Annotated in this window: 19 protein-coding genes and 1 tRNA gene; 16 read left to right on the forward strand and 4 right to left on the reverse strand. The window is 56.8% G+C overall.

What is annotated here, in order from left to right; all coding sequences use genetic code 11:
* Positions 1-16: 16 nt before the first annotated feature.
* Positions 17-1,348 carry a homoserine dehydrogenase gene (locus AC56KZ_RS16010; protein WP_497163180.1) on the forward strand — a complete coding sequence of 444 codons (1,332 nt, stop codon included), beginning with the start codon at positions 17-19 and terminating at the stop codon, positions 1,346-1,348.
* Positions 1,349-1,374: 26 nt separating this feature from the next.
* On the opposite strand, the gene AC56KZ_RS16015 is transcribed toward AC56KZ_RS16010, so the two are convergent.
* Positions 1,375-1,581 (reverse strand): hypothetical protein, encoded by a 207-nt coding sequence (locus AC56KZ_RS16015; RefSeq protein ID WP_497163181.1) that lies wholly within the window; start codon positions 1,579-1,581, stop codon positions 1,375-1,377.
* A gap of 279 nt (positions 1,582-1,860) precedes the next feature.
* Between AC56KZ_RS16015 and AC56KZ_RS16020 the strand changes: the two genes are divergently transcribed.
* Positions 1,861-3,747 (forward strand): MFS transporter, encoded by a 1,887-nt coding sequence (locus AC56KZ_RS16020; RefSeq protein ID WP_497163182.1) that lies wholly within the window; start codon positions 1,861-1,863, stop codon positions 3,745-3,747.
* Between the two features lie 74 nt (positions 3,748-3,821).
* Positions 3,822-3,898 (forward strand) — tRNA-Pro (locus tag AC56KZ_RS16025).
* A 139-nt stretch (positions 3,899-4,037) separates the two neighbouring features.
* Here the strand turns inward: AC56KZ_RS16025 and traI are convergent.
* On the reverse strand, positions 4,038-5,774 hold the full coding sequence (gene traI, locus AC56KZ_RS16030) for a TraI/MobA(P) family conjugative relaxase (protein ID WP_497163183.1): 1,737 nt from the start codon (positions 5,772-5,774) through the stop codon (positions 4,038-4,040).
* 529 nt (positions 5,775-6,303) lie between these two features.
* Between traI and AC56KZ_RS16035 the strand changes: the two genes are divergently transcribed.
* The 13 genes from AC56KZ_RS16035 to AC56KZ_RS16095 all read left to right on the forward strand — a co-directional run bounded on the left by AC56KZ_RS16035 (position 6,304) and on the right by AC56KZ_RS16095 (position 18,806).
* Entirely contained in the window at positions 6,304-7,548 is a 1,245-nt protein-coding gene (locus AC56KZ_RS16035) for a S41 family peptidase (protein ID WP_497163184.1), read from the forward strand.
* Between the two features lie 150 nt (positions 7,549-7,698).
* Positions 7,699-9,675 (forward strand): M13 family metallopeptidase, encoded by a 1,977-nt coding sequence (locus tag AC56KZ_RS16040; RefSeq protein ID WP_497163185.1) that lies wholly within the window; start codon positions 7,699-7,701, stop codon positions 9,673-9,675.
* A 49-nt stretch (positions 9,676-9,724) separates the two neighbouring features.
* Positions 9,725-10,828, forward strand: a complete 1,104-nt coding sequence (locus tag AC56KZ_RS16045) for a sensor histidine kinase (RefSeq protein ID WP_497163186.1) — start codon at positions 9,725-9,727, stop codon at positions 10,826-10,828.
* Complete coding sequence (locus AC56KZ_RS16050; RefSeq protein ID WP_497163187.1) at positions 10,825-11,553, forward strand: LytR/AlgR family response regulator transcription factor; 729 nt, start codon at positions 10,825-10,827, stop codon at positions 11,551-11,553. The genes AC56KZ_RS16045 and AC56KZ_RS16050 overlap by 4 nt, the downstream gene beginning before the upstream one ends.
* Before the next feature lie 454 nt (positions 11,554-12,007).
* Positions 12,008-12,355, forward strand: coding sequence for a hypothetical protein (locus AC56KZ_RS16055; RefSeq protein WP_497163188.1), 348 nt, complete (start codon positions 12,008-12,010; stop codon positions 12,353-12,355).
* Between the two features lie 497 nt (positions 12,356-12,852).
* On the forward strand, positions 12,853-13,584 hold the full coding sequence (locus AC56KZ_RS16060) for a hypothetical protein (RefSeq protein WP_497163189.1): 732 nt from the start codon (positions 12,853-12,855) through the stop codon (positions 13,582-13,584).
* A 1,060-nt stretch (positions 13,585-14,644) separates the two neighbouring features.
* On the forward strand, positions 14,645-14,917 hold the full coding sequence (locus tag AC56KZ_RS16065; RefSeq protein ID WP_497163411.1) for a lysozyme inhibitor LprI family protein: 273 nt from the start codon (positions 14,645-14,647) through the stop codon (positions 14,915-14,917).
* A 79-nt stretch (positions 14,918-14,996) separates the two neighbouring features.
* Complete coding sequence (locus AC56KZ_RS16070; protein WP_497163190.1) at positions 14,997-15,398, forward strand: lysozyme inhibitor LprI family protein; 402 nt, start codon at positions 14,997-14,999, stop codon at positions 15,396-15,398.
* A gap of 462 nt (positions 15,399-15,860) precedes the next feature.
* Positions 15,861-16,385 (forward strand): hypothetical protein, encoded by a 525-nt coding sequence (locus AC56KZ_RS16075; protein WP_497163191.1) that lies wholly within the window; start codon positions 15,861-15,863, stop codon positions 16,383-16,385.
* A gap of 295 nt (positions 16,386-16,680) precedes the next feature.
* The gene (locus tag AC56KZ_RS16080) at positions 16,681-17,028 is read left to right on the forward strand and encodes a lysozyme inhibitor LprI family protein (RefSeq protein ID WP_497163192.1); all 348 of its coding nucleotides are present in this window, start codon (positions 16,681-16,683) and stop codon (positions 17,026-17,028) included.
* Between the two features lie 126 nt (positions 17,029-17,154).
* Positions 17,155-17,505: a hypothetical protein gene (locus AC56KZ_RS16085; protein ID WP_497163193.1), complete on the forward strand. Its 351-nt coding sequence runs from the start codon at positions 17,155-17,157 to the stop codon at positions 17,503-17,505.
* Positions 17,506-17,632: 127 nt separating this feature from the next.
* Positions 17,633-18,031, forward strand: coding sequence for a hypothetical protein (locus tag AC56KZ_RS16090; RefSeq protein ID WP_497163194.1), 399 nt, complete (start codon positions 17,633-17,635; stop codon positions 18,029-18,031).
* Between the two features lie 139 nt (positions 18,032-18,170).
* A complete protein-coding gene (locus AC56KZ_RS16095; protein ID WP_497163195.1) occupies positions 18,171-18,806 on the forward strand; it encodes a hypothetical protein in 636 nt (211 codons plus the stop codon).
* A gap of 121 nt (positions 18,807-18,927) precedes the next feature.
* Here the strand turns inward: AC56KZ_RS16095 and AC56KZ_RS16100 are convergent, their stop codons facing one another.
* Together AC56KZ_RS16100 and AC56KZ_RS16105 are read right to left on the reverse strand one after the other, a co-directional pair.
* The gene (locus tag AC56KZ_RS16100; protein WP_497163196.1) at positions 18,928-20,397 is read right to left on the reverse strand and encodes a tyrosine-type recombinase/integrase; all 1,470 of its coding nucleotides are present in this window, start codon (positions 20,395-20,397) and stop codon (positions 18,928-18,930) included.
* Positions 20,398-20,694: 297 nt separating this feature from the next.
* Positions 20,695-21,090 carry a hypothetical protein gene (locus AC56KZ_RS16105; RefSeq protein WP_497163197.1) on the reverse strand — a complete coding sequence of 132 codons (396 nt, stop codon included), beginning with the start codon at positions 21,088-21,090 and terminating at the stop codon, positions 20,695-20,697.
* Between the last annotated feature and the right edge of the window lie 312 nt (positions 21,091-21,402).

Below are 21,402 nucleotides of genomic sequence, written 5' to 3' on the forward strand. Positions count from 1 at the left end.
CTCTATGAAACCGACCATGAAACCCATCAAAGTTGGCCTCCTCGGCATCGGCACCGTCGGTACGGGCACCTTCAATGTCCTGCGGCGCAACCAGGAAGACATCCGCCGCCGCGCCGGCCGCGGGATCGACATCACCATGGTCGCGGCCCGCAATACCGAGCGCGCCGCACGCATCACCGAGAAGGCCGGCGGCGCCGCCTGCCAGATCGTCGACGATCCCTTCCTGGTGGTCGACAGTCCCGACATCCAGATCGTCGTCGAGCTGATCGGCGGCTGCACGCTGGCGCGCGAACTGGTGCTGCGGGCGATCAGCAACGGCAAGCACGTGGTGACGGCGAACAAGGCGCTACTGGCCCTGCACGGCAACGAGATTTTTGCCGCGGCCCAGGAAAAGGGCGTCATGGTCGCCTTCGAGGCGGCCGTGGCCGGCGGGGTGCCGATCATCAAGGCGCTGCGCGAAGGCTTGACCGCGAACCGGATCGAATCGGTGGCCGGCATCATCAACGGCACCACCAATTTCATCCTGTCGGAAATGCGCACCAAGGGCCTCGACTTCGATGTCGTGCTGAAACAGGCCCAGGAACTCGGCTATGCCGAAGCGGACCCGACCTTCGACATCGAAGGCGTGGACGCGGCGCACAAGCTCACCATCATGTCGGCGATTGCCTTCGGCATCCCGGTGCAGTTCGAGCACGCCCACGTGGAAGGCATCAGCGCGCTGCAGGCGGACGACATCCGCTACGCCGAGCAGCTTGGCTACCGGATCAAGCTGCTCGGCATCACGCGCAGGTCGATCGTCGACGGCGTCGAGGGCATCGAACTGCGCGTCCACCCGACCCTGATTCCCACCCAGCGCCTGATCGCCAACGTCGAGGGCGCAATGAACGCGGTGCTGGTCGAGGCCGACGCCGTTGGTTCCACCCTGTATTACGGCAAGGGCGCCGGTTCCGAGCCGACCGCCTCGAGCGTGATCGCCGACCTGGTGGACGTGACGCGCCTGGCCACGGTCGATCCGTATTGCCGGGTGCCGCACCTGGCCTTCCAGCCGAACGAGATGACCGATGTGGCGATCCTGCCGATGTCGGAAATCACGACCAGCTATTACCTGCGCGTGTATGTCAACAACCGGCTTGGCGTGATGGCCGACCTGACCCGCATCCTGGCCGACGCCGGCATCTCGATCGATGCCGTGCTGCAAAAGGAAACCCGGGGCGACGCCTGCACCGACATCATCATGATCACGCACCAGACCCAGGAAAAGAAAGTCGACGCGGCCATTGCCGCCATCGAAGCCCTGGATTCGGTCGTCGGCAAGGTCATCCGGATCAGGCTCGAGACCCTGAGCTGACCCGGCCAGGGTGCGCCAGGCGGCGCTCAAGCCGATGAGGGCCGGCCCCAACACGGCGGACGGCTCAGTTCGACCAGGAAGTCGGTCGCGAACTCGTCGACGGGCGGGGCGGGGAGCGCGCCGTCATCGTTGTCGAGCGAAGCCGTGGTAAGGGCGAGCAACTCGTGCTCGATGTCGTCAAACAACGCGTCGTGCGCGCTGCGCTGGATGGGTTGGAGCTTGGGCGAATTCATGCGTGCATTCTACTCACGCTGCGTTGCACAACAAGTCGTGCCTGCCGGTTTCTTGTGGACGATCAAACAACTTTCCTGGGGCCATGGTAGCTACCGCTCTGAAGAAAGATACAATTGTCAATGGCGACGCTGAAGGTATCGGCAAGCGCGCCTCCCGGTAGCAAATCGCGCTACGCCGGCATCTCGAAAATGATCTAGAGCAAGAAAAGATTGTTTCCCGCTTGATATCCTTGTAGATTGTGTATCTCTCCCCGCACCTTTCCTTTTTCGCTATCCCGCATGAGCCAGACGAGCCAGTTTTCCCTGCTGTCGCAGCGCCGCTTCGCGCCTTTCTTCTGGACCCAGTTCCTCGGCGCCTTCAACGACAACCTGTTCAAGACGGCGCTGCTCGTTGCGCTGACCTATGACGCGCTGTCCTGGACCACGCTCGACCCCAAGCTGCTCAACAACCTGATTCCGGGCCTGTTCATCCTGCCCTATGTCGTCTTCTCGGCTACGGCCGGCCAGATCGCCGACAAGGTCGAGAAGGGCAGGCTGGCGCGTTTCGTGAAGCTGCTGGAAGTGGCGATCATGCTGATGGCCGCGGTCGGCTGGATGACCCATACGCTGTGGCTGCTGATCGCGGCGGTGGTCGGCATGGGCATTCACTCGACCCTGTTCGGCCCGATGAAATATGCCTACCTGCCGCAGCACCTGAAACCGGAAGAACTGGTCGGCGGCAACGGCGTCGTCGAGATGGGCACCTTCGTCGGCATCCTGCTGGGCGAAGTCGCGGGCGCCTTGCTGGTCGCCCACAAACCCTTCGGCATCGAACTGGTGGCCGGCGCCAGCATCCTCATGGCGCTGATCGGCCTGGCGGCGAGCTGGCGCATCCCGCCCTCGCCGGCGCCGGCGCCCGAACTGCGCATCAAGCGCAATTTTCTGGCCGAGTCGGTGCGCAACCTGCGCTTCTCGGCCCAAAACCGCACGGTGTTTCTGTCGATGCTGGGCAACTCGTGGTTCTGGTTCTACGGCGCACTGGTGCTGTCCCAATTCCCGGTCTATGCCAAGGATTACCTGCACGGCGACCACAGTGTCTTCGTGCTCTTGCTGACCGTATTTTCGCTGGGCATCGGACTCGGCTCGCTGCTGTGCGAAAAACTCTCGGGCCGCAAGGTCGAGATCGGCCTGGTGCCTTTCGGCGCGATCGGCCTGTCGGTCTTCGGCATCGACCTGTATTTCGCCAGCCTGGCCTACACCAGCACCCTGGCGGTCGACGCCTTTGGCCTGCTGGCGCAGCCCGGCAGCCTGCGCATCCTGGCCGACCTGGTCCTGATCGGGGTGTTCGGCGGCCTGTTCATCGTGCCGCTGTTCGCACTGATCCAGACCCGCTGCGACCCCAAGCACGTCTCGCGCACGATCGCCGGCATGAACATCTTGAACGCCCTGTTCATGGTAGCGGCGGCGGGCCTGGCGATCGTGCTGCTAGGGCAGGGCTTCTCGATCCCGGAAATGTTCCTGGTGACGGCCCTGCTGAACGCGGCCGTGGCGGTCTACATTTTCTCGCTGGTGCCCGAGTTCCTGATGCGCTTCCTGGCCTGGCTGCTGATCCATACGATCCACCGCGTGCACACGGTGGATGTCGAGCGCATTCCGGACGAAGGGCCGGCGGTACTGGTCTGCAATCACGTCAGCTATGTCGACGCCATCGTGATCGGCGCCGCCAGCCCGCGCCCGATCCGCTTCGTGATGGATCACCGCATCTTCAAGACGCCTTTCCTGGGCTGGATTTTCCGTACCGCCAAGGCAATCCCGATCGCACCGGCCAAGGAAGACCCGTTCATGATGGAGCGCGCCTTCATCGACATCGCCGAGGCCCTGCACCAGGGTGACCTGGTTTGCATCTTCCCGGAGGGGAAACTCACCTCGACCGGCGAGATCAACGAGTTCCGCGGCGGCATCGCCAAGATCGTCGAGCGCAGCAGCGTGCCGGTGATCCCGATGGCCCTGCGCGGCCTGTGGGGCAGCGTCTTCACGCGCGACCCCGGCAACCTGTTCGAGCGCTCGTTCGCACGCGGCTGGCGCTCGAAGCTGGCGCTGGCGGTGGGCGTGCCGGTGGCGCCGCAGCAGGCGACACCGGAGTACCTGCAGGAGCAGGTGAAGGGCTTGAGGGGTGATTGGAAGTGATGAGCTGGCGGGCTTGCCGGGTATGACAAAAACCCAAGAAAAAATTTCTGGCTCGGGTATAATTGTTGGCTAGTCGGGGCGTAGCGCAGCCTGGTAGCGTACGTGCATGGGGTGCACGGGGTCGGAGGTTCGAATCCTCTCGCCCCGACCAATGAATTCAAAGGGTTAGCGAAAGCTAACCCTTTTTCATTTTTGGCTGCTGACTCCAATGGGTACACCAATGGGTACACCGGCTGCTGAGTGGCCGGATGCGCCGCGCACCTGTGGGCCGACGTCCTCGTTGAAAGGCCTTATCTACTGCGTCCTTTTGACTTGATGACACCTTGGACGCTCACGTCTACCCGCGTGCCCGGCGACAGGAGCCTCGGGTGCCACTTGGCCGCCCCATTTGCTGTTCCGGCAGTGTAAGCACTGCTCGGTTCCTGAAGGACTTTGCGGCCTGTGCGTTTGCGGGCGCGCATCGCGTTCGTCTCGGTCTCTGCCTTCGATGCACGAGCCAACTGCAGGCGGCGCACCTCTAATTTGGGATTGGCGAAAGTGACATGCAGGTTCCCGGCGACTGCCGCCATGAGAACCTGTTCCCTGAATGCGTCCGATCCGTTGACGTCGATCCGCTCTCCATACCGCGCGACTGCCATCCGCAACGCGCACTGCAGCGCGGCCTGGTCCGCGCCAAGTGAGACCTTGAGCCTGACGCCGTCATCCCGGATCGTGCCGTTGCCGGCGCGGTAGATGATCGTGCCCTTCCTGGTGATGCTGTCGTGCCCAATAGGCCGGGCCGAACATTGTGGAGGGGCGTTTGCAGTGACGGTATTGCCCGTCAGGCCGCCTCGGCGACTGTGTCCGCGCAGTGCAGCCATGGCCTGGAGGTCGCCCATCGCCGCCTCGCGCCGCAGCCAGTCCGTCCACTGAGATCGCCGGTGCTGGCGATCGATGGCCAAGCGTTCGCCAAGATACAGGCCCTTGATCGCCGCGATCTCTTCGCCCAGCGCATGGGTGAGGGCGTTGTACATCAGTTTCTTCGCCGGTCGCGGCATCCAGGCAAGCTTGAGGGCCGCGCGTTTCCGCTGCACGCTGCGCTTGGCCGCCTCGATACGCCGCTCCTTGCGCGCGCGTGCCTGCTCGCGTTCTCGTGCGCGGCCGTCAAGCGCTTCGGCCTGCGTCGCTTGAAACCTTGCATACAGCTTCGTGGTGTCCACACCTGATGCGAGCGGCTGCTTCTGGTATCGGCGCGCCGGCTTGCGTGGAACCTGCTGCTCGGGCGCGGCCAGGAAGGACCCGAAGCGCAGCTCCAGTTTAGGTTTGGAAAATTCGCGTCCCACCGAGCTCGCCTTGACCGTGGTCCCGTCGCCGGCGGTGATCACTAACCCGTTTGCGCGCGGGTGCATGCGCAGTCCGTTTTCCGCCAGCACCGCATGCAGCTGTTCCCACGACTGCGCGCCCAGCATCAGTTCCTTGCACTCGCGCTTGACCCAGCCAAGCAGGCTTTCCATACCCGCGTGGTGTTCCATGTCCGAAGCCCGGTTCTCGGCACCCACTTGCTGTGGCACGTGGTTGTCCTTCTGCAGGCTGTACTCGTCCTCGAGCTGGTCGCACAGCTTCGCCAGGTTTCGGTAAGCGTGGAATGGCTCGTGGATCGTGTAGCGCGTCGGGTGGATCTTGTTGATGGCGATGTGCAGGTGCAGATTGTCGGTGTCGTCGTGCACCACGCTGAGCCGCTGGTGTCCGATGAACCCGAGCCCGTCGCACAGGCGGTTCTCGATTGTCGTCAGGGTCCTAGTGTCCGGGTGTTCGTCACTGCGAAAACTGATGATCAGATGATACGTCTTGTCAGCCGTGGCCCTCGTGTTCATCAACTGAGTGTTGAGGACTTCCAGCGCCACGACTTCTGCTGAATCGCTGATGCAGTTGGTGATCCGGACTGCGCCGGTTCGCACGTCCTTACCTTGTGTATCCGTCAGGTAGCGAACCAGCCTGGGGAAGCTGCTTCTCCCCGCGGCGTTCATCGCGATGTGCTTTGCGATCATGTCATACGCTCCCGCTTTCGCAGCTAAAATCGCTCGCTCCCGAACAGCACAGCTCGACCGGCAACCTGTTCTGGCGTGTGCACTTCCGGCTAGTCGTCCATCCTGGCAGTTGCCCGCGGCAGCCGACTGGCCTCGCAGAGCAGGATCCCGTTGAGCACGAAGTGCGAATAAGGGGAGGTGATGAAGGAACACACGCTGCGCGGGTGGGCCTACTTCACCTATCCTGCCCGACTCTGCGAGTCGATTACGCCAAGGTAGGATACCCATCGGGTATTCGACTAATTCGCGACTGGATCAAGGAGACGCATCGTTTATACCGAAACGACATGTCGGATTTTCATGCCGACAGCGCGTGTGCTCGACGGTGTGTCTACGTTGGTCGTAACCTGCTGACTAGCTGCAATTAAATGGGCAATGTCTTCCGGAATGGCGGCGGAAACCAGGACGTATCGGTTGTACTATCGGGGTGTTCATTTGTTTTTCTACCGTGTGTCACGCTGCCGATCGGGCACTCATCGCGCCTGAGGATTTGCACGCCGATTTGCGTGCCGCGCGGGCATTCATCGAACGTACGCATCCCGCCCTCGACATTACGTTGGACGCGGCAATTGGGCCAGTTACCAACGCGCTTTCCAGATCCCTCACGCGCGACCAGGCGTGGTCGGTCATGGCGCGCCTCAATCCGGCTTTCGCCGACGGCCATGTCATGATCGGTTATGAGGACTGGCGTGGCGATGCACGTGCACATCTGCGATCCGGCGGTGGTTTCTTTCCATTTGAAGTGGCGATCCACACCGATGGTGCCGTGCGCATCCTTGCCTGGCTAGGCGGGCAGAAATCATTGCTTGCGGGCTCGCGTATCGCGCGCATCAACGGCCGCGATGCGAAAGCCGTGGTGGCCGACATGATGGAACGGGTGCATGGCGACACACCGCAATTTCGCGCGAGGCTGCTCAGACAGCGGTTCTGGTTTCTGCTGTGGAAAATGTACGGCGCGCCGCCCAGTTATACAGTAGAACTCGAGTCCCAGTCTGGTCTGCGCCTGGCTCAAGCCCGCAGCGAAGCCGTGGTTCTGCAAGACGACGCCAGCTTCGAACGCCAGTTCCACTTCCGCCTGCTACCACCCAAGGCTGCGGTGCTAGTGCTCGGGTCGTTCGCCTGGCCTGACAAGGAACGCTTCATGGCGTTCACCCGCGAGGCGTTCGCCCGAATCAAGGATGAAAGCGTGAGCACCCTCATCATCGATGTGCGGCTCAACGGATGTGGCAATGACGACTACTGGATCGACGGAGTGCTGCGCTACGTGGCGACCAAGCGCTTTCGCTGGGGATCGACCTATCTCAAGCGGGTGTTGGAAGGGCGTGTAGACCCGGGGCAGCGCACGGGGGACAGCGTCGCTGGAGAGGTCAATCGATGGGTTGAACCGGCACTCTCCGAGCCGCTTCATTTCGGCGGGCGCGTGTACGTTCTGACCGGTGATGCCACTTATTCGTCCGCGATACTCTTCGCCAATACCGTACAAGATTTCGGTTTTGGCACCGTGGCTGGGCCCGGCAGTGCGGCGCGGGCACGTCAATCCGGCGGAACCCTACGGCTTGTGTTGCCGCGGACAGGGCTGGTGGTCAGCAGTCCCCGCTTCCTACTCGATCGCCCTTCGGGGCTGCGCTGGCCGTTGCTGTTTACCCCTGACTTAGTGATCGCAGACGACTTGTTCAAACCTGAGGCAATGGTCGACGCAGTGCTCGCGCATAGCCGCAGCGCACCGTTACCGTAGCCTTGCCGGCACGTCTGCAAGCTGCCAAAGCAGTCATGCCGCTCTTTTGGGCCGCTTATCACCGCCCGCAACCGTTCGGCACTATTTTTACCAGAGGGGTAGGTAAGCCGCGACAATTGATACATTAGTCACATCTCTGTCAAGGACCCGATGAAACATCTGCAATCAGCCCTTTTCCTGTCACTTCAATTCAGCTGGAGCCTTGCCATTGCAGGGGAAGGCACGCATCTGGTCGGTCCACAAACCGACCTGTACCACGCCACCAACGGTGCTTGGCTTGCCGCGACGGATATACCCCCTGAGCGTTCGGAGGTGTATGCCGCCGACCTGCCGGCAGCTATGAGCGCGCGCTTGCATTCCTTGGTCAAATCGGTAGTCGCGGTACGCCAACCGGCAAGTAGCGTCGCGAGGAAGATAGCTGACTACTACGCCAGTTACATGGACACGGCCGCTATCGAGCGCGCCGGCATGACGCCCGTGAGCGCGATGCTGGCCAGCATTGATGCTATTGTTACGCCGACGCAACTGGCGCAATGGCAGGGCAGTGTCCAAGGCATATGGAAGACACCCGTATGGATGTGGGGCGGTTTTGCCGACTTCAAGGATCCTGCAACCTACCGTCCACTTGCCATGCAAGGTGGCCTTGGCATGCCCGGCCGCGACTACTATCTCAAGCTTCACGACCCGCTTTTGGAAAAAACAAGGCTTGCTTATCTCGCCTATTTAACGCGCCTCGCGGCTCTTGCCGGCTTGCGGGAACCGGATACTGTAGCGGCGCATGTCATGGCTCTTGAAACACGGCTCGCACGAGCGCATTTACCTGCCGATCAGGCCATGGACCCGGCCAGGGTCGTGGCACTCACTGCGTCTGAACTGGCAAGTCGCGCTCCAGGCTTCGATTGGCCTGCATTCGTCGCTGCCGCCAAGCTTCCCTCGATCGAAGCAGTCAATGTGATGCAGATCGATGCGGCCGTTGCCATTGCGCGCATTCATGCGGAGACACCGATTGAGCACTGGAAGCATTACCTTAAGCTGCGTAGCCTGGATAGTGCTGCTACGGTACTACCATCAGCTTTTCGCGAAGCGCATTTCGCGTTTCATGGCAAGGTACTTGCCGGACAGCTTGATGCATCGCCGCGTGGCGACCGAGCAATTGATGTGGTGACGCAGGCTCTTGGTGACGGGTTGGCACAGCTGTACATGACGCGCTACTTCACGGCCGCGCACAAAGTTCGGGCTGAGAATCTCGTCAATGCCATCCTGGCAGAGGCGAAAAAGTCTGTCGCTTCCATTGCCTGGATGGGAGACGCGACGCGTGCCGAGGCAGTTGCCAAGATGGCCAACTGCAAGGCCCGAGTAGGATATCCAGCTGTCTGGCGCGACTACGGTAAGCTTCTTGTCAAGCGAGGTGACGCTGCCGGCAACTGGATGCGGGCACGCCGCTTTGAGTGGGAACGCTTGGCAGCGCAGTCAGGAACGCGGGTAGATCGTGCCATGTGGCTCATGAGTCCACTGGAGCCGAACGCCTACTATGACCCCGTTCAAAACGAAATCAATATTCCTGCAGGCATCTTGCAAGCGCCATTTTTCGACTACACCGCCAGCGATGCCGACAATTACGGTGGCATTGGGGCCTTGGTTGCGCATGAAATCAGCCATGCTTTCGACACTACCGGTTCGCAGTTCGACAGCCGTGGCATTCAGCGCAATTGGTGGACGGATGAGGATCGGCAAGCATTTACGCGCTTCAGTGAAAGCATTGTGCAACAGTTCAATGAATACGAAGTGCTGCCTGGCCAGCGTGTTAACGGCAAGCTGACGCTTTCGGAAAACATTGCCGATATCATGGGGCTACAACTGGCCTACCGCGCCTATCGCGCCAATGCGTCGGATATCGGCCTGAAGGCAGGCGGCGACCAGCGCTTCTTCCGCGCTTATGCACGCCAGTTCGCCGTCAAACGACGTGAGGAGCGCCAGCGGCAGCTGCTCTCCAGTGCCCCTCATGCGCCGGCACAGTTTCGAACCAATGGTCCGGCGCGTCACGTGGACGGCTTTCATGCTGCGTTTCTGACCAAGCCGGGCGACGGTATGTATGTCGCCCCGGCGGACCGGATCAAGGGGTGGTGAACCGCTATACTGCCGCGTTGGATTCACTTAGTTACCTCGACACTACCTCATGATGGGCTTCCATTTCTTGCCGCGCGATCGCCAGTTCTGGCTGCTGCATCTGGGCGCCACCGCATTCACAACAAGCGTCACGCTGCTGACCGTGATCTTGTGGAGTCCCTTGCGCGGCCAAGACAGTGCAGCGGCTTTGGCGTGGGGGCTACCATTCACCTTGGCCATGCTGTGCTTTCGCCGGATGTACAGGCGTTACGCATGGCAGCGCTGGAGCACGGGCCGCCTGATCGTCGGCGCGGTCAGCTATGCGAGTGTCGCTGCCGTCTTCGTGACAATGTGTGTGACTGCAATGACGCTGCCGATTTTTTGGAATGACTTACAGGTGTTCTACGCTGCGCGCAATATGCCGCTGGTGGCGACGGACTATCTGCTGCGATCCGTTGCGAGCGCCAGTTTACAAGCCCAGGTATTTTTATGCGCGTGGATCTTCATCTACATTAGCATCACAGGGCAGCGCGACGCGCGTGACCGCGAGGTGGCCAATGCCCGCCTACAGGCATCTCTCAAGGACGCTCAACTACGCAGTCTTGCGAACCAGCTCAATCCGCATTTCCTCTTTAATTCCCTCAACGATATACGGTTCATGATGTACGAGAACGCAGTGCAGGCTGACTCCATGTTGGTCGGTCTTTCCGATATCCTTCGGTATTCGCTCCAGAGCGGAATGCGCGAAAAAGTCACGCTGTCCGAAGAGCTGGCCGTGATTGAGCGCTACATTGACATCGTTAGTGTGCAGCTGGAGTCGCGCCTGCGCTTTTCCATGGACGCACCACTCCACCTGCGATCCTGCCTCGTGCCCCCTCTCATGTTGCAGATGCTGATTGAGAACGCGATCAAGCACGGTGCAGCATCAATGCGGCAAGGCGGTGCTGTTCATGTATCGATCAGCGAGAGAGGCTCGAATTTGCGTCTGACGGTCGTCAACGACAAGCCTCCTGCACTTGGCGCATCTGGCGCCAGCGGCGCGGGACTGGGGCTGGCTATTCCCAATATCGAGCAGCGTCTGGACCTGTTGTACGGTGGCGCCGCTCGGCACGCCAGTTCTTCGACAGGACGACAGCATGAGGTAACGCTCGACATACCGAAAGAGACAGCATGAGGGCCGTGATCGTTGACGATTCCCGGCTGGCGCGCGCCGGCCTCGTCAGCATGCTGGCGCGCTTCCCGGCTATCGACGTAGTAGGCGAGGCCGACCATCCCGATACAGCGCTGCCCTTGATCGAGACCCTCCGCCCTGACGTTCTCTTCCTAGACATTCAAATGGCGGGAGCGGATGCGTTTGACTTGCTGTCCCGGCTGGACGACTGTCCTCGGATTGTGTTTACCACTGCTTACGCCGAGTATGCCGTTCGCTCCTTTGACTACGAACCGGTCGACTATCTGCTCAAGCCCATCAGCAAAGAGCGGCTCGCGCAGGCGGTCGGGCGTCTGGTCCGGCGCTCTGCGGGCAGTAAAGAGTCGGACGAAGCGATGCTTGGCAAGCCTCCCCTGGACGAGCGCAGCAAGATTTTCATCAAGGATGGCGCACGCTGTCACTTGGTGAGCCTGGCCTCGATCCGCTGTATTGAAAGCTGCAAGAACTACGTCCAAGTGTACTTTCATGACACGCATGCTTACATCAAAAAGCCGCTGGCGGAAGTGGCCGCACGCCTGCCAGACCACCTGTTTTTCCGCGCCAGCCGCCAGCACATCGTGAATTTCAATTTCATCGCATCCCTCGAGGAGGCCGCGAGCGGCGGTTACCTCGTCGTGCTCGACAATGGCAAAACGTTGGAGATATCGCGCCGAAGCGGGGCGGAACTCAAAGAAACCATGAGCTTATAGCTTAATAGCGCGGCAAAGCATTCAAATACATCCCTTAATTTATGTACATACTATCGATGGATACGAAGATAAAACAAGTCTGTTGCTGGTGGTCAGCTGCAGCCCTATGGATAATTGGGCTATACGCTGCAATGGGCATACCTCAGGAAAACAGTGTTTATCTTGGCGAACGTGCCCTCCAGAACCTATATTTCTGGGTATCGATCACGATATTCAGCCTTATCGGGAGTGTTCTTCTTGGCATCTACGCGATCCGATTGAAAAAGGCCTAGCAGCGACAATATGGTGAGAAAACGTGTGGTACAGGCTTCGAATTCGTTGGCATAAAAAATCTCGACGCGTAATGGTTTCTCGCAATTTAGGCCTTGATAACAGGTTCCAGCTAGTCCATGCTTCGATTCACGACGTCAATAGCGCAGTCACACACAATTGTAACAATCCAAGGAATGCTTAGATGCGTGTCGTTATTCTGAAATTGGCAGTGTTGACACTACTGAATGCTTGCGGCGGTGGCGACGCCCAAGAATCGAGTAGCAGATTCTTTAAATCGATGGGCTCGCTGCAATGCAGCGGCGGTGGCGTGTCGCTAGCGGCATTGGAAGCAGAGTTGACAGCGGCCAATGTCCAAGTCCGCTCTGCAGCGTGCGGCACTAATGGCATGGCGGCCCCGACAGTGTGCGGTAGTCCTGACGGAAGAATCGGTATATTCGAGATTTCGCCTAGCCAGGCCCAAGCAGCAGCAGCTGCAGGCTTCACGCCCTTGATTACCTTGCCAACGGCGAAACAAATTCCATGCACCTAAACAGTGACCCGTATTATCGAATGATGAACGCGCAGCTCAGGCCATCCGAGTTTTAAATCTGCCTGCGCAGGCCAGACCTTAATTTGCGCATGGCAACTATTTTGAGGGTTTCCGAAGATATAAGCTGGCCCAACCGAATAATACAAAGCGCCTAGACTTATCGCTGATTTCCTTATGCTTCAGGTTATAGGAGACGTACACAACGAGATGGGAGACAGTCTGAGGTAGTGTGCAAATTGCTCGGACCTCTGCCTTCGCTATCGGATCGATTCACCGGCGAATTACGAATAGCCATCAAGATTCTCTATGAGAATGTTCAGTATGGGACCTTGCTAAAAGCGGTTGCATGCGAACACGGCTTTGTGCCGACGTCTAGTCAGCTTGCTCAATGGGCGGAACGATGCTGTCTGTGAACCGAAAGTATTGCGTAAGGTACGCTAGCAGCAGTATGACAATAAGCAGGCCTTTTCCAATTAATATGCTTCTACAAGGACATTATGAGGTTTCATACTATTATTCTCTGTTTGATTTTCAGTGTTCATTGCGCAACTAGGGCGCAAAACTTCTCCGCTTCCGATGCTGACGAGGTACCGCAACAAGTTGTGGTTACTGGTGTCAAGGACCCTGCAATTAAACCCTACCGCTACATGCTTCGGGGACTGGAAGCGTTTGAGAAACATCGAGCGCTCGCGCCGCAGGCACCTTTGCGTTTCAAGCTTGTTCCGTCTTCTTCTTCCGTATCGCTTGCCGACGCACAGATGTCGATTACTGGCAGCACCGTGAACGTGCCGCTTTCGGTCGATTCAGACGGATCGTTCGCGCTTCCTCGCAATGACACAGCGGCCGCCGAAAATGCCGAGCTCAAGCTAAACAAGAAAAAGACGGATATACGTTGGCGAACTAATATTCAAACCCCTGGAACTGATGACAAGCAGCCACGCCTTGGCGACCTGCGTCTGGCCTGCGAGGTGAACTGGGCTATTCTAAAAGACGAAGTCGCGCTGGTTAAACGTATGGCCGTCAGCGCTCTCGGTGGCCCCTGTAGATCGTCGCAAGTCAGCGTGTACACTCAGACCACCCGATTGCTCCGCTCCGCGACATTAAAAGAAGGCGATCGCCAGTTGGCACTTCGTCTCGGCAGGAATGGCGTCAGCTATAATGCGCCGATTGCGGACGATAGCTGGAGCAATGAGGCCAGGATTCAACTGGAATACCGCGACTCTGAGTGACGAAAAATATCGGAAGGTTTTGAACTGAGCTCGTAAAGTTGGACGGTGAGATCTAATGAACGGCCAACGGCTGAGTCCTGTATTGGGCCTGACCCAGCCCATTTAGATTTATCTTGATGCGGTCGTGTGCCTTGCATGAATGTAGGGCACGATTAACCTACTGGTAACGGGAGGAGATATACCCCAAGAGTATTTTTTCGATCTCATCTACCAACCAACATTCGACACAGCGGGTAATGTGGACGGAATCGTCCATATAATTTAGATGTTACTTCACGTCCACGAGAGCAACGTATGCTCAAGCAATTTGCCGCCAAGCGCGACCGACATTGCGTCAACTCACTGAAGGCGTCATCGTGGCACATGGGGCAGGACGCATTAGTTTTTTCAACGATGCTGTCTTACACCTGCATGGTGTAGCCGTGCTAGGCGTAGAGGTCGACGATTATGCGAAGAGGTATTCGTTGTTGGCGGAGCACGGTTGCCCATATCCAGCTCACCGACTGCCATTGGCCTGGGCCGTTCTTTTGAACGAGCATGTTCAAGGCGCACGATGGAGAATCAGGCGCAACGGCGGCGCGGAAGTGCTGGTCGAAGGAAGTGCGCTACCTGTCTACGACGATGCAGGGCGAAAAATGGCGCACGTCGTAACGACGCGGCAGGTGTGATTTTGATGAAATAAGGCTGTTGTAACAATAAGTGCAATCAGACTCAGGTCTGCTGTCGGCCTATTGTGGTGAAAAACTCGGGAAAGTTTAACTTTGGATAAAAGCCCTGCCAGGCTCGACTTGTCAGAACGGCCCGTATTGAACGATGTCGGTGAGATTGGACCTTTGGGACGTACCGAAACTGTTGCCGTCCGACTTTTTCACCGCAATAGGCCAAAAGCGGACGCTCCCGGCGTAGGCAACGTTCGCCCTTCACAATAGACGATCACATGAAAATAAATCCACTCGCGGCCATGCTTCTGTTCGTCAGCTCGTTGGCCTGTGCCGACGAGTCCCTTCCGCGAACAAAGGCTTACGATCAGTGCATCGTAAAGGCAGGAGTTGTCGAGCCAATGGTTCTAGAATGTTTAGTAGATGAGTACACGCGTCAAGATAAACGACTAAACGCAGCCTATCGAAAACTCATGAGTTCCCTAAAGGGCGAGCGGAAGAAGCAGTTGCTAGAAGCCCAGCGCCTATGGGGAAAGTACACAGAAGCAAATTGCGACTTCTATCATGACCCTAACGGTGGGACGTCGGCCGTTATGCTTTCTGTCGGGTGTGGGGTTAAAGCGCGTATCGAGCGAACAGTTGAACTTGAGCAGTGGACTCCGGACGATCCGTGAAGGTAGCTTTTGATCGTAAGCCGAGTTCCCGGCAGTGCCGCTACCGGCCAGAAATGGCCATTTTTCCCACAGGATCGATATGAAGGATTTGATGTGGTTTTCCGTAAGTCTTTTTGTTCTCTGCCTAGCCGGAACAGCCCGTGCCGACACGCAATGCGCTTTGAGTTCAAGTGCTAGCATCGAGTCTTGCGTTGCTGAAAATTTCAAAAAGGCAGATCGCGAATTGAATGTCGTATATCGCCAAACCTTTAGCCGCGTCATAAGCTCGTATAAGGCAGCACCTGGGATACGTGCTGAACTGCTTTCGAAGTTGAAGTCGGCTCAGACTGCATGGATTAAGTTCCGTGATGCAAACTGCGCAGTTTTCGCGTTCGAGATAGAAGAGAGTAAACCCGCATACACGATGGCGCTTAACGAATGCAAAACGAGAATGACAAAGGATCGCTCCGGGCAGCATCTCAATGGTTTCCCGAACGTCTGAGCTGACTTAACCGAACCATACAAGGCATGTAGATCCTCCTGTTGCAGAGGCTAGCCACGTCTTAGAGAACAGATCGGCATTATGCGCTTCGGGTCGGTCGCCAGCGGACGTCAGCTAGCCTCGGCCAAGCAAACGAAAATTTCCCGGCAACAGACTCGGTAGACTATACTGATTAATCACAGGTGCGCGAGATCGGTTTGGCGGAGATCGATATTGGTAAGCAAGTGAGTGGAGCAACGGGCGTTGCGGAAACTGAGCTTCCGGCTCGGGATTTTAATCAATAGTTTGAGACAAAGAGCTTTCAAAAGCAGGCATTGCTCGAATATGGGGCAGCACTTAGAGTGAAAGCCATTGCACCGGTTTGAGTTGCCATTCTGGGAGCCTGTCAAAAAAATCTTTTATATTTAGTTGTGACTTATTATGCCCATCTTCATATTGTTCTTGATCCTGCAGTTTCCTTTCATGAGCTGGGCCTCAACGAAGACCAGTGACGAACAAGAGATTGTCTTATTTTTTATCCCTGTAGAGCGACTTCGTCTGGAAATGGAATCAAACCTTCCTGCCTTGACTGCCCAGCGGCTAGATCTTGTAGTTGAATTATCGCGAATCCCGTCACATTTTGATGGAAATGAGGCGGCTAGGCGTACGGCGGCGGTACTAGCGGGTCGGTTGTCCGAAAATGAAATATTATCGGTCCTCGGGTTCGTTCGGTCGCCTGCAGGGCGTGCCATGTATAAGCTGCTCCGCGAATCAGATCACAAAGAGCGAAAAATTATCGAACGCCAGGTTAATCCTGATCTATTCCAGAAAATTCTCGCCTTTACCGCGTCGGCGCTCGGTCAAAAGGTTTTGGCATTAGTGAATTCAGATGCGGCTACTAGCATACAGAGTGGTTATGGTCGAGAAATCATGTGCGACCTTATCAAGGAATCCAAACCGGCGGTAATTGAGCAATTTCGTGCTCAAGGGGCATGTGTCCAACGATGAGCGACTCATCGCAGTTTGAAACGTTAAGCATAGACGAATGGGCCGCAGCTGCTAAAAACAGGCCTTAGATTCTCGTCTTCAGGACCGATATGACGAGAATGTTAAAGCGCTTCGTATTTTTATGCGTTTTCTACTTTAGCGAAACGGCTTACGAGCTAAACATCTAACGGCTGATATCTGCTATAAGTCTCAAGCCGACGTCGCTTAAGCTCTACAATCGGCCAATTGTGGCCGTCTATGTCGCCTACGCCGAAGAAGACCGCGATTACCAATGAATTTCTAAATCGGAGCATCTATGTTCAAGCGCGGACTTCTAATTTTGCTTTTCATCAGCAGCCAGCTACTTCTTCACCCCGCAGCCGCCGTAAACGGGGACAATCGTCCAGCTGAGCTCGCAAGTGCAAATGAAAGCCTGAATAAGGTCTACAAAAGCTTGATCAATCAGCTTGACTCAAAAGACCGGGAGAAGTTGAGGAACGCGCAACGCATCTGGATTTCTCTGCGAGACGCTGATTGTAAATGGGCAAGTCCTCTGTCGCCGTTGGATTGCGTGATCGACCGCACCGACCGGCGAACAGATGAACTTCGAACGAGCATGTTCAACGCCAGTAATGGGAGGTACACAAGTTTGGAACTGCAGTAAGGTTCCTCTCTGGCATCTGAAATACGCCGCGTAGCTACGTCTGCTCTGCTTCGGTTGCGGACCTTACAATAGGTCTGCAATCGGCCAGGAGCAGCCGTTCCATTTCAATGTTTTAGCGCTAACAGAATGACTCGACTACTCCCATTTTTCGTCCTGTTTCTCTTCGCCGCTCAAGTATTTGCGAGCACGCTTACGACACCTTCGTTCCTCATCCAGATCAAGGTAAATTGTGCAGAAGGCAACGTCACCTGTGAAAACGTGATTTACATTGGCACTAACAAAAAAACAGGGAAAAGTATGATGTTGCGGGGCAAGACCAAACACAGCATGTGTGCGGATGGTTTAACTCCCTGCAGGTTTCAAGGCTATGAATTCAAGAACGGCACAGCTTATTATCGGGTGCTGGAAGATGGGATCTTGTTGGTGATGCAAGGGGAAAAGGTTCTGCTGGAAGAAAAAGGGACTTGGAAATGGTGAGATCACTTGCCGACCGACCGCTTCGGGTCGGGAGCGGACGCTACAATAGGTTCGCAAACGGCCAAGAGCAGACCTCAATTTTCCCTATGGACCGAGCAGCTGTTAGCAACCAAATTTTATCTTAACGATGATTAAACATACGCTTCTGAGTTTCCTTTTGCTGGCGAGTGCCGCTACAAACGCCCAATACGCTAACGTCGAAGGGCGATTCCGTTCGCAAGCAACCTCTCTTGATCTAATTGCGCTTGACTCAGAGTCAGGGGTAATCGCAGCAACAACGACCGTAGTACAAGGGAGTTGCTCAGGCTCGGTGGCCGGCGTGGGTAAGGTCGTAAAGAACGTCCTGACGTTCTCGCCTTATACAAAGGTTGATAAGGACGATCCTTGTGTCATTACCGTGACTTTCGATAAGCAGAAGAACACCGCCAAGGTAGAGAGCGCCTTTTGCTCGATGCATAGCGGTGCCGCTTGTGGTTGGGAGGGCGACATTGTGCGCCGCCCAAAAGAAGGTCAATTCCGTAAGTAATGTAGTCGTGCCGAACGTCCGGATTGGGTCGGTTGCGGACGTTCAGGGTAGGTCTGAGACCGGCCAAAAGCAGACATGCAATGGTCTTCGAAGTGGTCGACCGCCGAGCAGCCGCACAGATACAAAGGGGACATACACGTTGAAAAAAATTCTGGGTTGGCTTATCGCGTTAGTTGCCTTGCCCTGTATCGCGGCGCCGATGGCATCAGGAGACTACGACGGCTTCCTAGTTGGAGTTGACCAAAGCGGCATCTTGACCGGCTACTTCGAGAGTTCTACGGGGGCCGGGAAGTTCAGTTGCATCTTCTTCGTTAGCGGCAAAGTCACGGGCCCCTCCTCTAATCGTGTTCAGACATGGTTCCCAGGCGATCGCGCCCCCAAGGAAGTCATTCACGGTGTTCTCGAACACGTGTCTTCAAATAGAAAGCCGGCCGTCCGCCTAACGCTCGACGAGGAACATGGCGGATGCTGGAACGTCCAGACGTTTGCATCGGGTCCGTCTGCATTTGTGCTTACAGAGCAAGGTCGTTGGGAGTCGATCAGAATTATCTCGTCCAAGAAGGCATATTTTTATGACGATCCTTCAAGTCCGAAGGCACGCAGAGCTTATGCCGTGACCGGAAACGCACTGAGAGTGTTTGAGGTACGCGACGGCTGGGTCAAGGGGGAATATGTGAGCCCGGAAAATCGGCGTACGCGTGGATGGATTTCGGAGCTAGACCTGTTCTCTGCCAAGCCCCCTGCGATCATTGAAAAGGCAGCAACGCAGCGTTAACGCGCAGGTCCGCAATGGGGCGATAGCGGACGCGTGCACAAAGTTTGATCCCGCATCCTTACTATTGACAAACTATTGCTGACGCTGCTGCTATCGAACTAGGATTAGGACCCGACAGAATTTAGTGCTGTCCTGTGGAGGGTGCTGAAAAACGGTTGAGGGCGATAACGTTTGCATTATCAAGCAGTGCGTCAATTCGCTCGCCCAGCCGCTTCCATGCCTCCCGCTTTTCGTGCGCATAATCGTAATGCAGATACGCCCGGCGTATGCGGCTCCCGGCCAGCATGTGGTTCTGGCAGCGGTCAATCACATCAGGCGAAACGCCAAGCTGTTGCATCATTGTCGCCCCCGTCCGCCGGAGATCATGCGGCGTCCATTCGCCATTTTTCCCATCTGCCAGCACCAGCGAATCGTCGTGCCTGCGGTTCTTGAGTGGCTCACGCTTCTTAAAGCGTACCTGCCGGTCGCCAATCTGCTTTGACACGCTCTTGACGCACACGTGCCGTGCTGGCTCTTCGCCGGTCGTTGCATTGGAAGGAAAGCAAAACTGCGTCTCTCCCGTGAGAGCGTACAAGGCCTTGAACTGGCGGAGCGCGAACGGCGACAGGTACACTTTCCATGCGACCTTGGTCTTCGTGTCCTCGCGCGGTACAAACCATTCGCCTGTTGCCAGGTCAACGTGCTCCCAGCGAGCTTTCAGCAGTTCCCCGATCCTGCACATCGTGCCGAGGCAAATCCAGAGCGCCAGCTGGGTTTCCTTTTTAAGCGGCCGGTCAACACTGTATTTTGTGCCGGATGACGCCGCCGCGTAGACGTTTTCCATGTCGTCAAGCTTGAGACGTAGCTCGCGCAATTCTTCGCCCGACAGCACGCGTTCTCGTTCGGCATCGGGCTCTACTCCTGGCGGTAACAACTTCTTGAATTCGACGAGGTCCGCAGGATTGCCGTCCGCCATAAGGGCGCGCCACGGCTTACGCTTTTCCGCCCATTTGAACATCTGGATGAGGCTACTATGGACAATGGACGCCATTCGACAGGCGTCCCGTTTAATGATGGCCCGCAGCAAGGCCCGCAAGTCTCCTTCGGTCGTAAGGCGGACGGCCTTTTCTCCAATCAACGGCAGCACATCCTTCTCGAAGTAGCGGCGCAGTACCGCATTGCCATCCGCGCGCGACACGCCGTCCTGAATCCAGGCTTCGTACATCGCGCGGATGGGCAGGTTCTCAGATTCGATGCGGGCGGCCTCAGCAATCTTAGCTTGCACTTCCGCCTGCGCGTCGATTCTGGCCGCACGCTTGGCATCGGTCGGATTGATCCCTTTCTTGATCATGGCCCGTGCCCGTTCGCGCTCGGCCCGGATAGTTTCGAGGCTCACAGACGGCCACGCTCCACAGTAATGCCATGCCTTCTTGCCTTCCCATTTGAAACCATAACGGAAAGGTAAAAAGACAATGCCATCCGCCGTTAGCCGTACCTCGCCAACGAGCCCGTCCCCATCGCTCAGCATGTCACCCTTCCATTCTGGACGGACGGCCTCGAGCTCCTTGACCGTCCAACGGCGGCCTCGGCCTTGACGGGGATAGCGCGTCATGATGAGCTCCAATGGGTACACCAATGGGTACACCATAACATGGCTGCTGCCAGACGTCCACGGACTTAACTGGACAATTGAATTGATATAAGTCTATGATTTTAAAAGAAGTGTTTGTCCGACGCTGTCCAGTGCCGTCCAGGAAAATCTTGCTTTTAACGTCATGGGGTGCACGGGGTCGGAGGTTCGAATCCTCTCGCCCCGACCAAAGAATTACTGCAAGAAATGAAAAGGGCCGGGAAGATCATCTTCCCGGCCCTTTTCATTTTCAGCGACCGCTGGATTATCTGGCCAGCCTTACTGGTTGAACAATCCCGTCTTGTGCTTGACGTCCGCTTCGCTCATCGAGAATCGTTTGACCACGTCGCCGGTGTCGTACATGACGACGAGTTCCTTTTTCTTGCCGCTGGCAGTGGCGCCAAACATGCTCACCACAGGGATATAGCTGACGGCATCGGCCGACACGTTCGAAAAGTCGTAGCTCCAGATTTCCAGTCCGCCGTCGGTAAACATCGTTTTGGTCGGCGAACCGAACAAGGAACGAACCTGGGATTTGGTTGTCTTGCCCTGCACAATTTTCTCTGCGACCGATCCTTCGGTTTCGCGACGCAAGGACTCGCTGCCGACGCTGGCGCAACCGGTCAGCGCAAGAGCGACCATCGCCGCGACGCACATACGAATGTGTTTTTTCATGTGGGTTCCTGGTTGAATGATTTGGTCAAGGTGCGCCTGCTAAGACCTGCCGGCACTGTCTTCCAAGCTAAAGTATGGATTGCTAAGAGGCAATGACATTCTCTGCAGGAACATCAACCTGTATTTTGGTCGCAACCATTTGGTCGAATAGGCTGAAGTACGACGACGGCGCCATCGAACATGCTGCGCTTTTTCTCATTGCACGGACTGAGCGGCAGACCTCTGGCATTTCGGCCGATCAATATTGAATTGTTTATTGCGGTAGCTAAATAAAGTTCCTTGTACTCATCGGTTGTCTGCTTTTAGTTCGAC

Source organism: Telluria sp. LT2P34 (genome assembly GCF_059685915.1).

Excerpts from the sequence above, each read along its gene's own strand:
- traI (WP_497163183.1), bottom strand. The coding sequence starts at position 5,774 with ATGATCGCAAAGCACATCGCGATGAACGCCGCGGGGAGAAGCAGCTTC.
- AC56KZ_RS16055 (WP_497163188.1), top strand. The coding sequence starts at position 12,008 with ATGCGTGTCGTTATTCTGAAATTGGCAGTGTTGACACTACTGAATGCT.
- AC56KZ_RS16070 (WP_497163190.1), top strand. The coding sequence starts at position 14,997 with ATGAAGGATTTGATGTGGTTTTCCGTAAGTCTTTTTGTTCTCTGCCTA.
- AC56KZ_RS16010 (WP_497163180.1), top strand. The coding sequence starts at position 17 with ATGAAACCCATCAAAGTTGGCCTCCTCGGCATCGGCACCGTCGGTACG.
- AC56KZ_RS16105 (WP_497163197.1), bottom strand. The coding sequence starts at position 21,090 with ATGAAAAAACACATTCGTATGTGCGTCGCGGCGATGGTCGCTCTTGCG.
- AC56KZ_RS16050 (WP_497163187.1), top strand. The coding sequence starts at position 10,825 with ATGAGGGCCGTGATCGTTGACGATTCCCGGCTGGCGCGCGCCGGCCTC.
- AC56KZ_RS16085 (WP_497163193.1), top strand. The coding sequence starts at position 17,155 with ATGACTCGACTACTCCCATTTTTCGTCCTGTTTCTCTTCGCCGCTCAA.
- AC56KZ_RS16045 (WP_497163186.1), top strand. The coding sequence starts at position 9,725 with ATGATGGGCTTCCATTTCTTGCCGCGCGATCGCCAGTTCTGGCTGCTG.
- AC56KZ_RS16075 (WP_497163191.1), top strand. The coding sequence starts at position 15,861 with ATGAGCTGGGCCTCAACGAAGACCAGTGACGAACAAGAGATTGTCTTA.
- AC56KZ_RS16065 (WP_497163411.1), top strand. The coding sequence starts at position 14,645 with ATGGTTCTAGAATGTTTAGTAGATGAGTACACGCGTCAAGATAAACGA.
- AC56KZ_RS16090 (WP_497163194.1), top strand. The coding sequence starts at position 17,633 with ATGATTAAACATACGCTTCTGAGTTTCCTTTTGCTGGCGAGTGCCGCT.
- AC56KZ_RS16040 (WP_497163185.1), top strand. The coding sequence starts at position 7,699 with ATGAAACATCTGCAATCAGCCCTTTTCCTGTCACTTCAATTCAGCTGG.
- AC56KZ_RS16020 (WP_497163182.1), top strand. The coding sequence starts at position 1,861 with ATGAGCCAGACGAGCCAGTTTTCCCTGCTGTCGCAGCGCCGCTTCGCG.
- AC56KZ_RS16060 (WP_497163189.1), top strand. The coding sequence starts at position 12,853 with ATGAGGTTTCATACTATTATTCTCTGTTTGATTTTCAGTGTTCATTGC.
- AC56KZ_RS16015 (WP_497163181.1), bottom strand. The coding sequence starts at position 1,581 with ATGAATTCGCCCAAGCTCCAACCCATCCAGCGCAGCGCGCACGACGCG.
- AC56KZ_RS16080 (WP_497163192.1), top strand. The coding sequence starts at position 16,681 with ATGTTCAAGCGCGGACTTCTAATTTTGCTTTTCATCAGCAGCCAGCTA.
- AC56KZ_RS16100 (WP_497163196.1), bottom strand. The coding sequence starts at position 20,397 with ATGACGCGCTATCCCCGTCAAGGCCGAGGCCGCCGTTGGACGGTCAAG.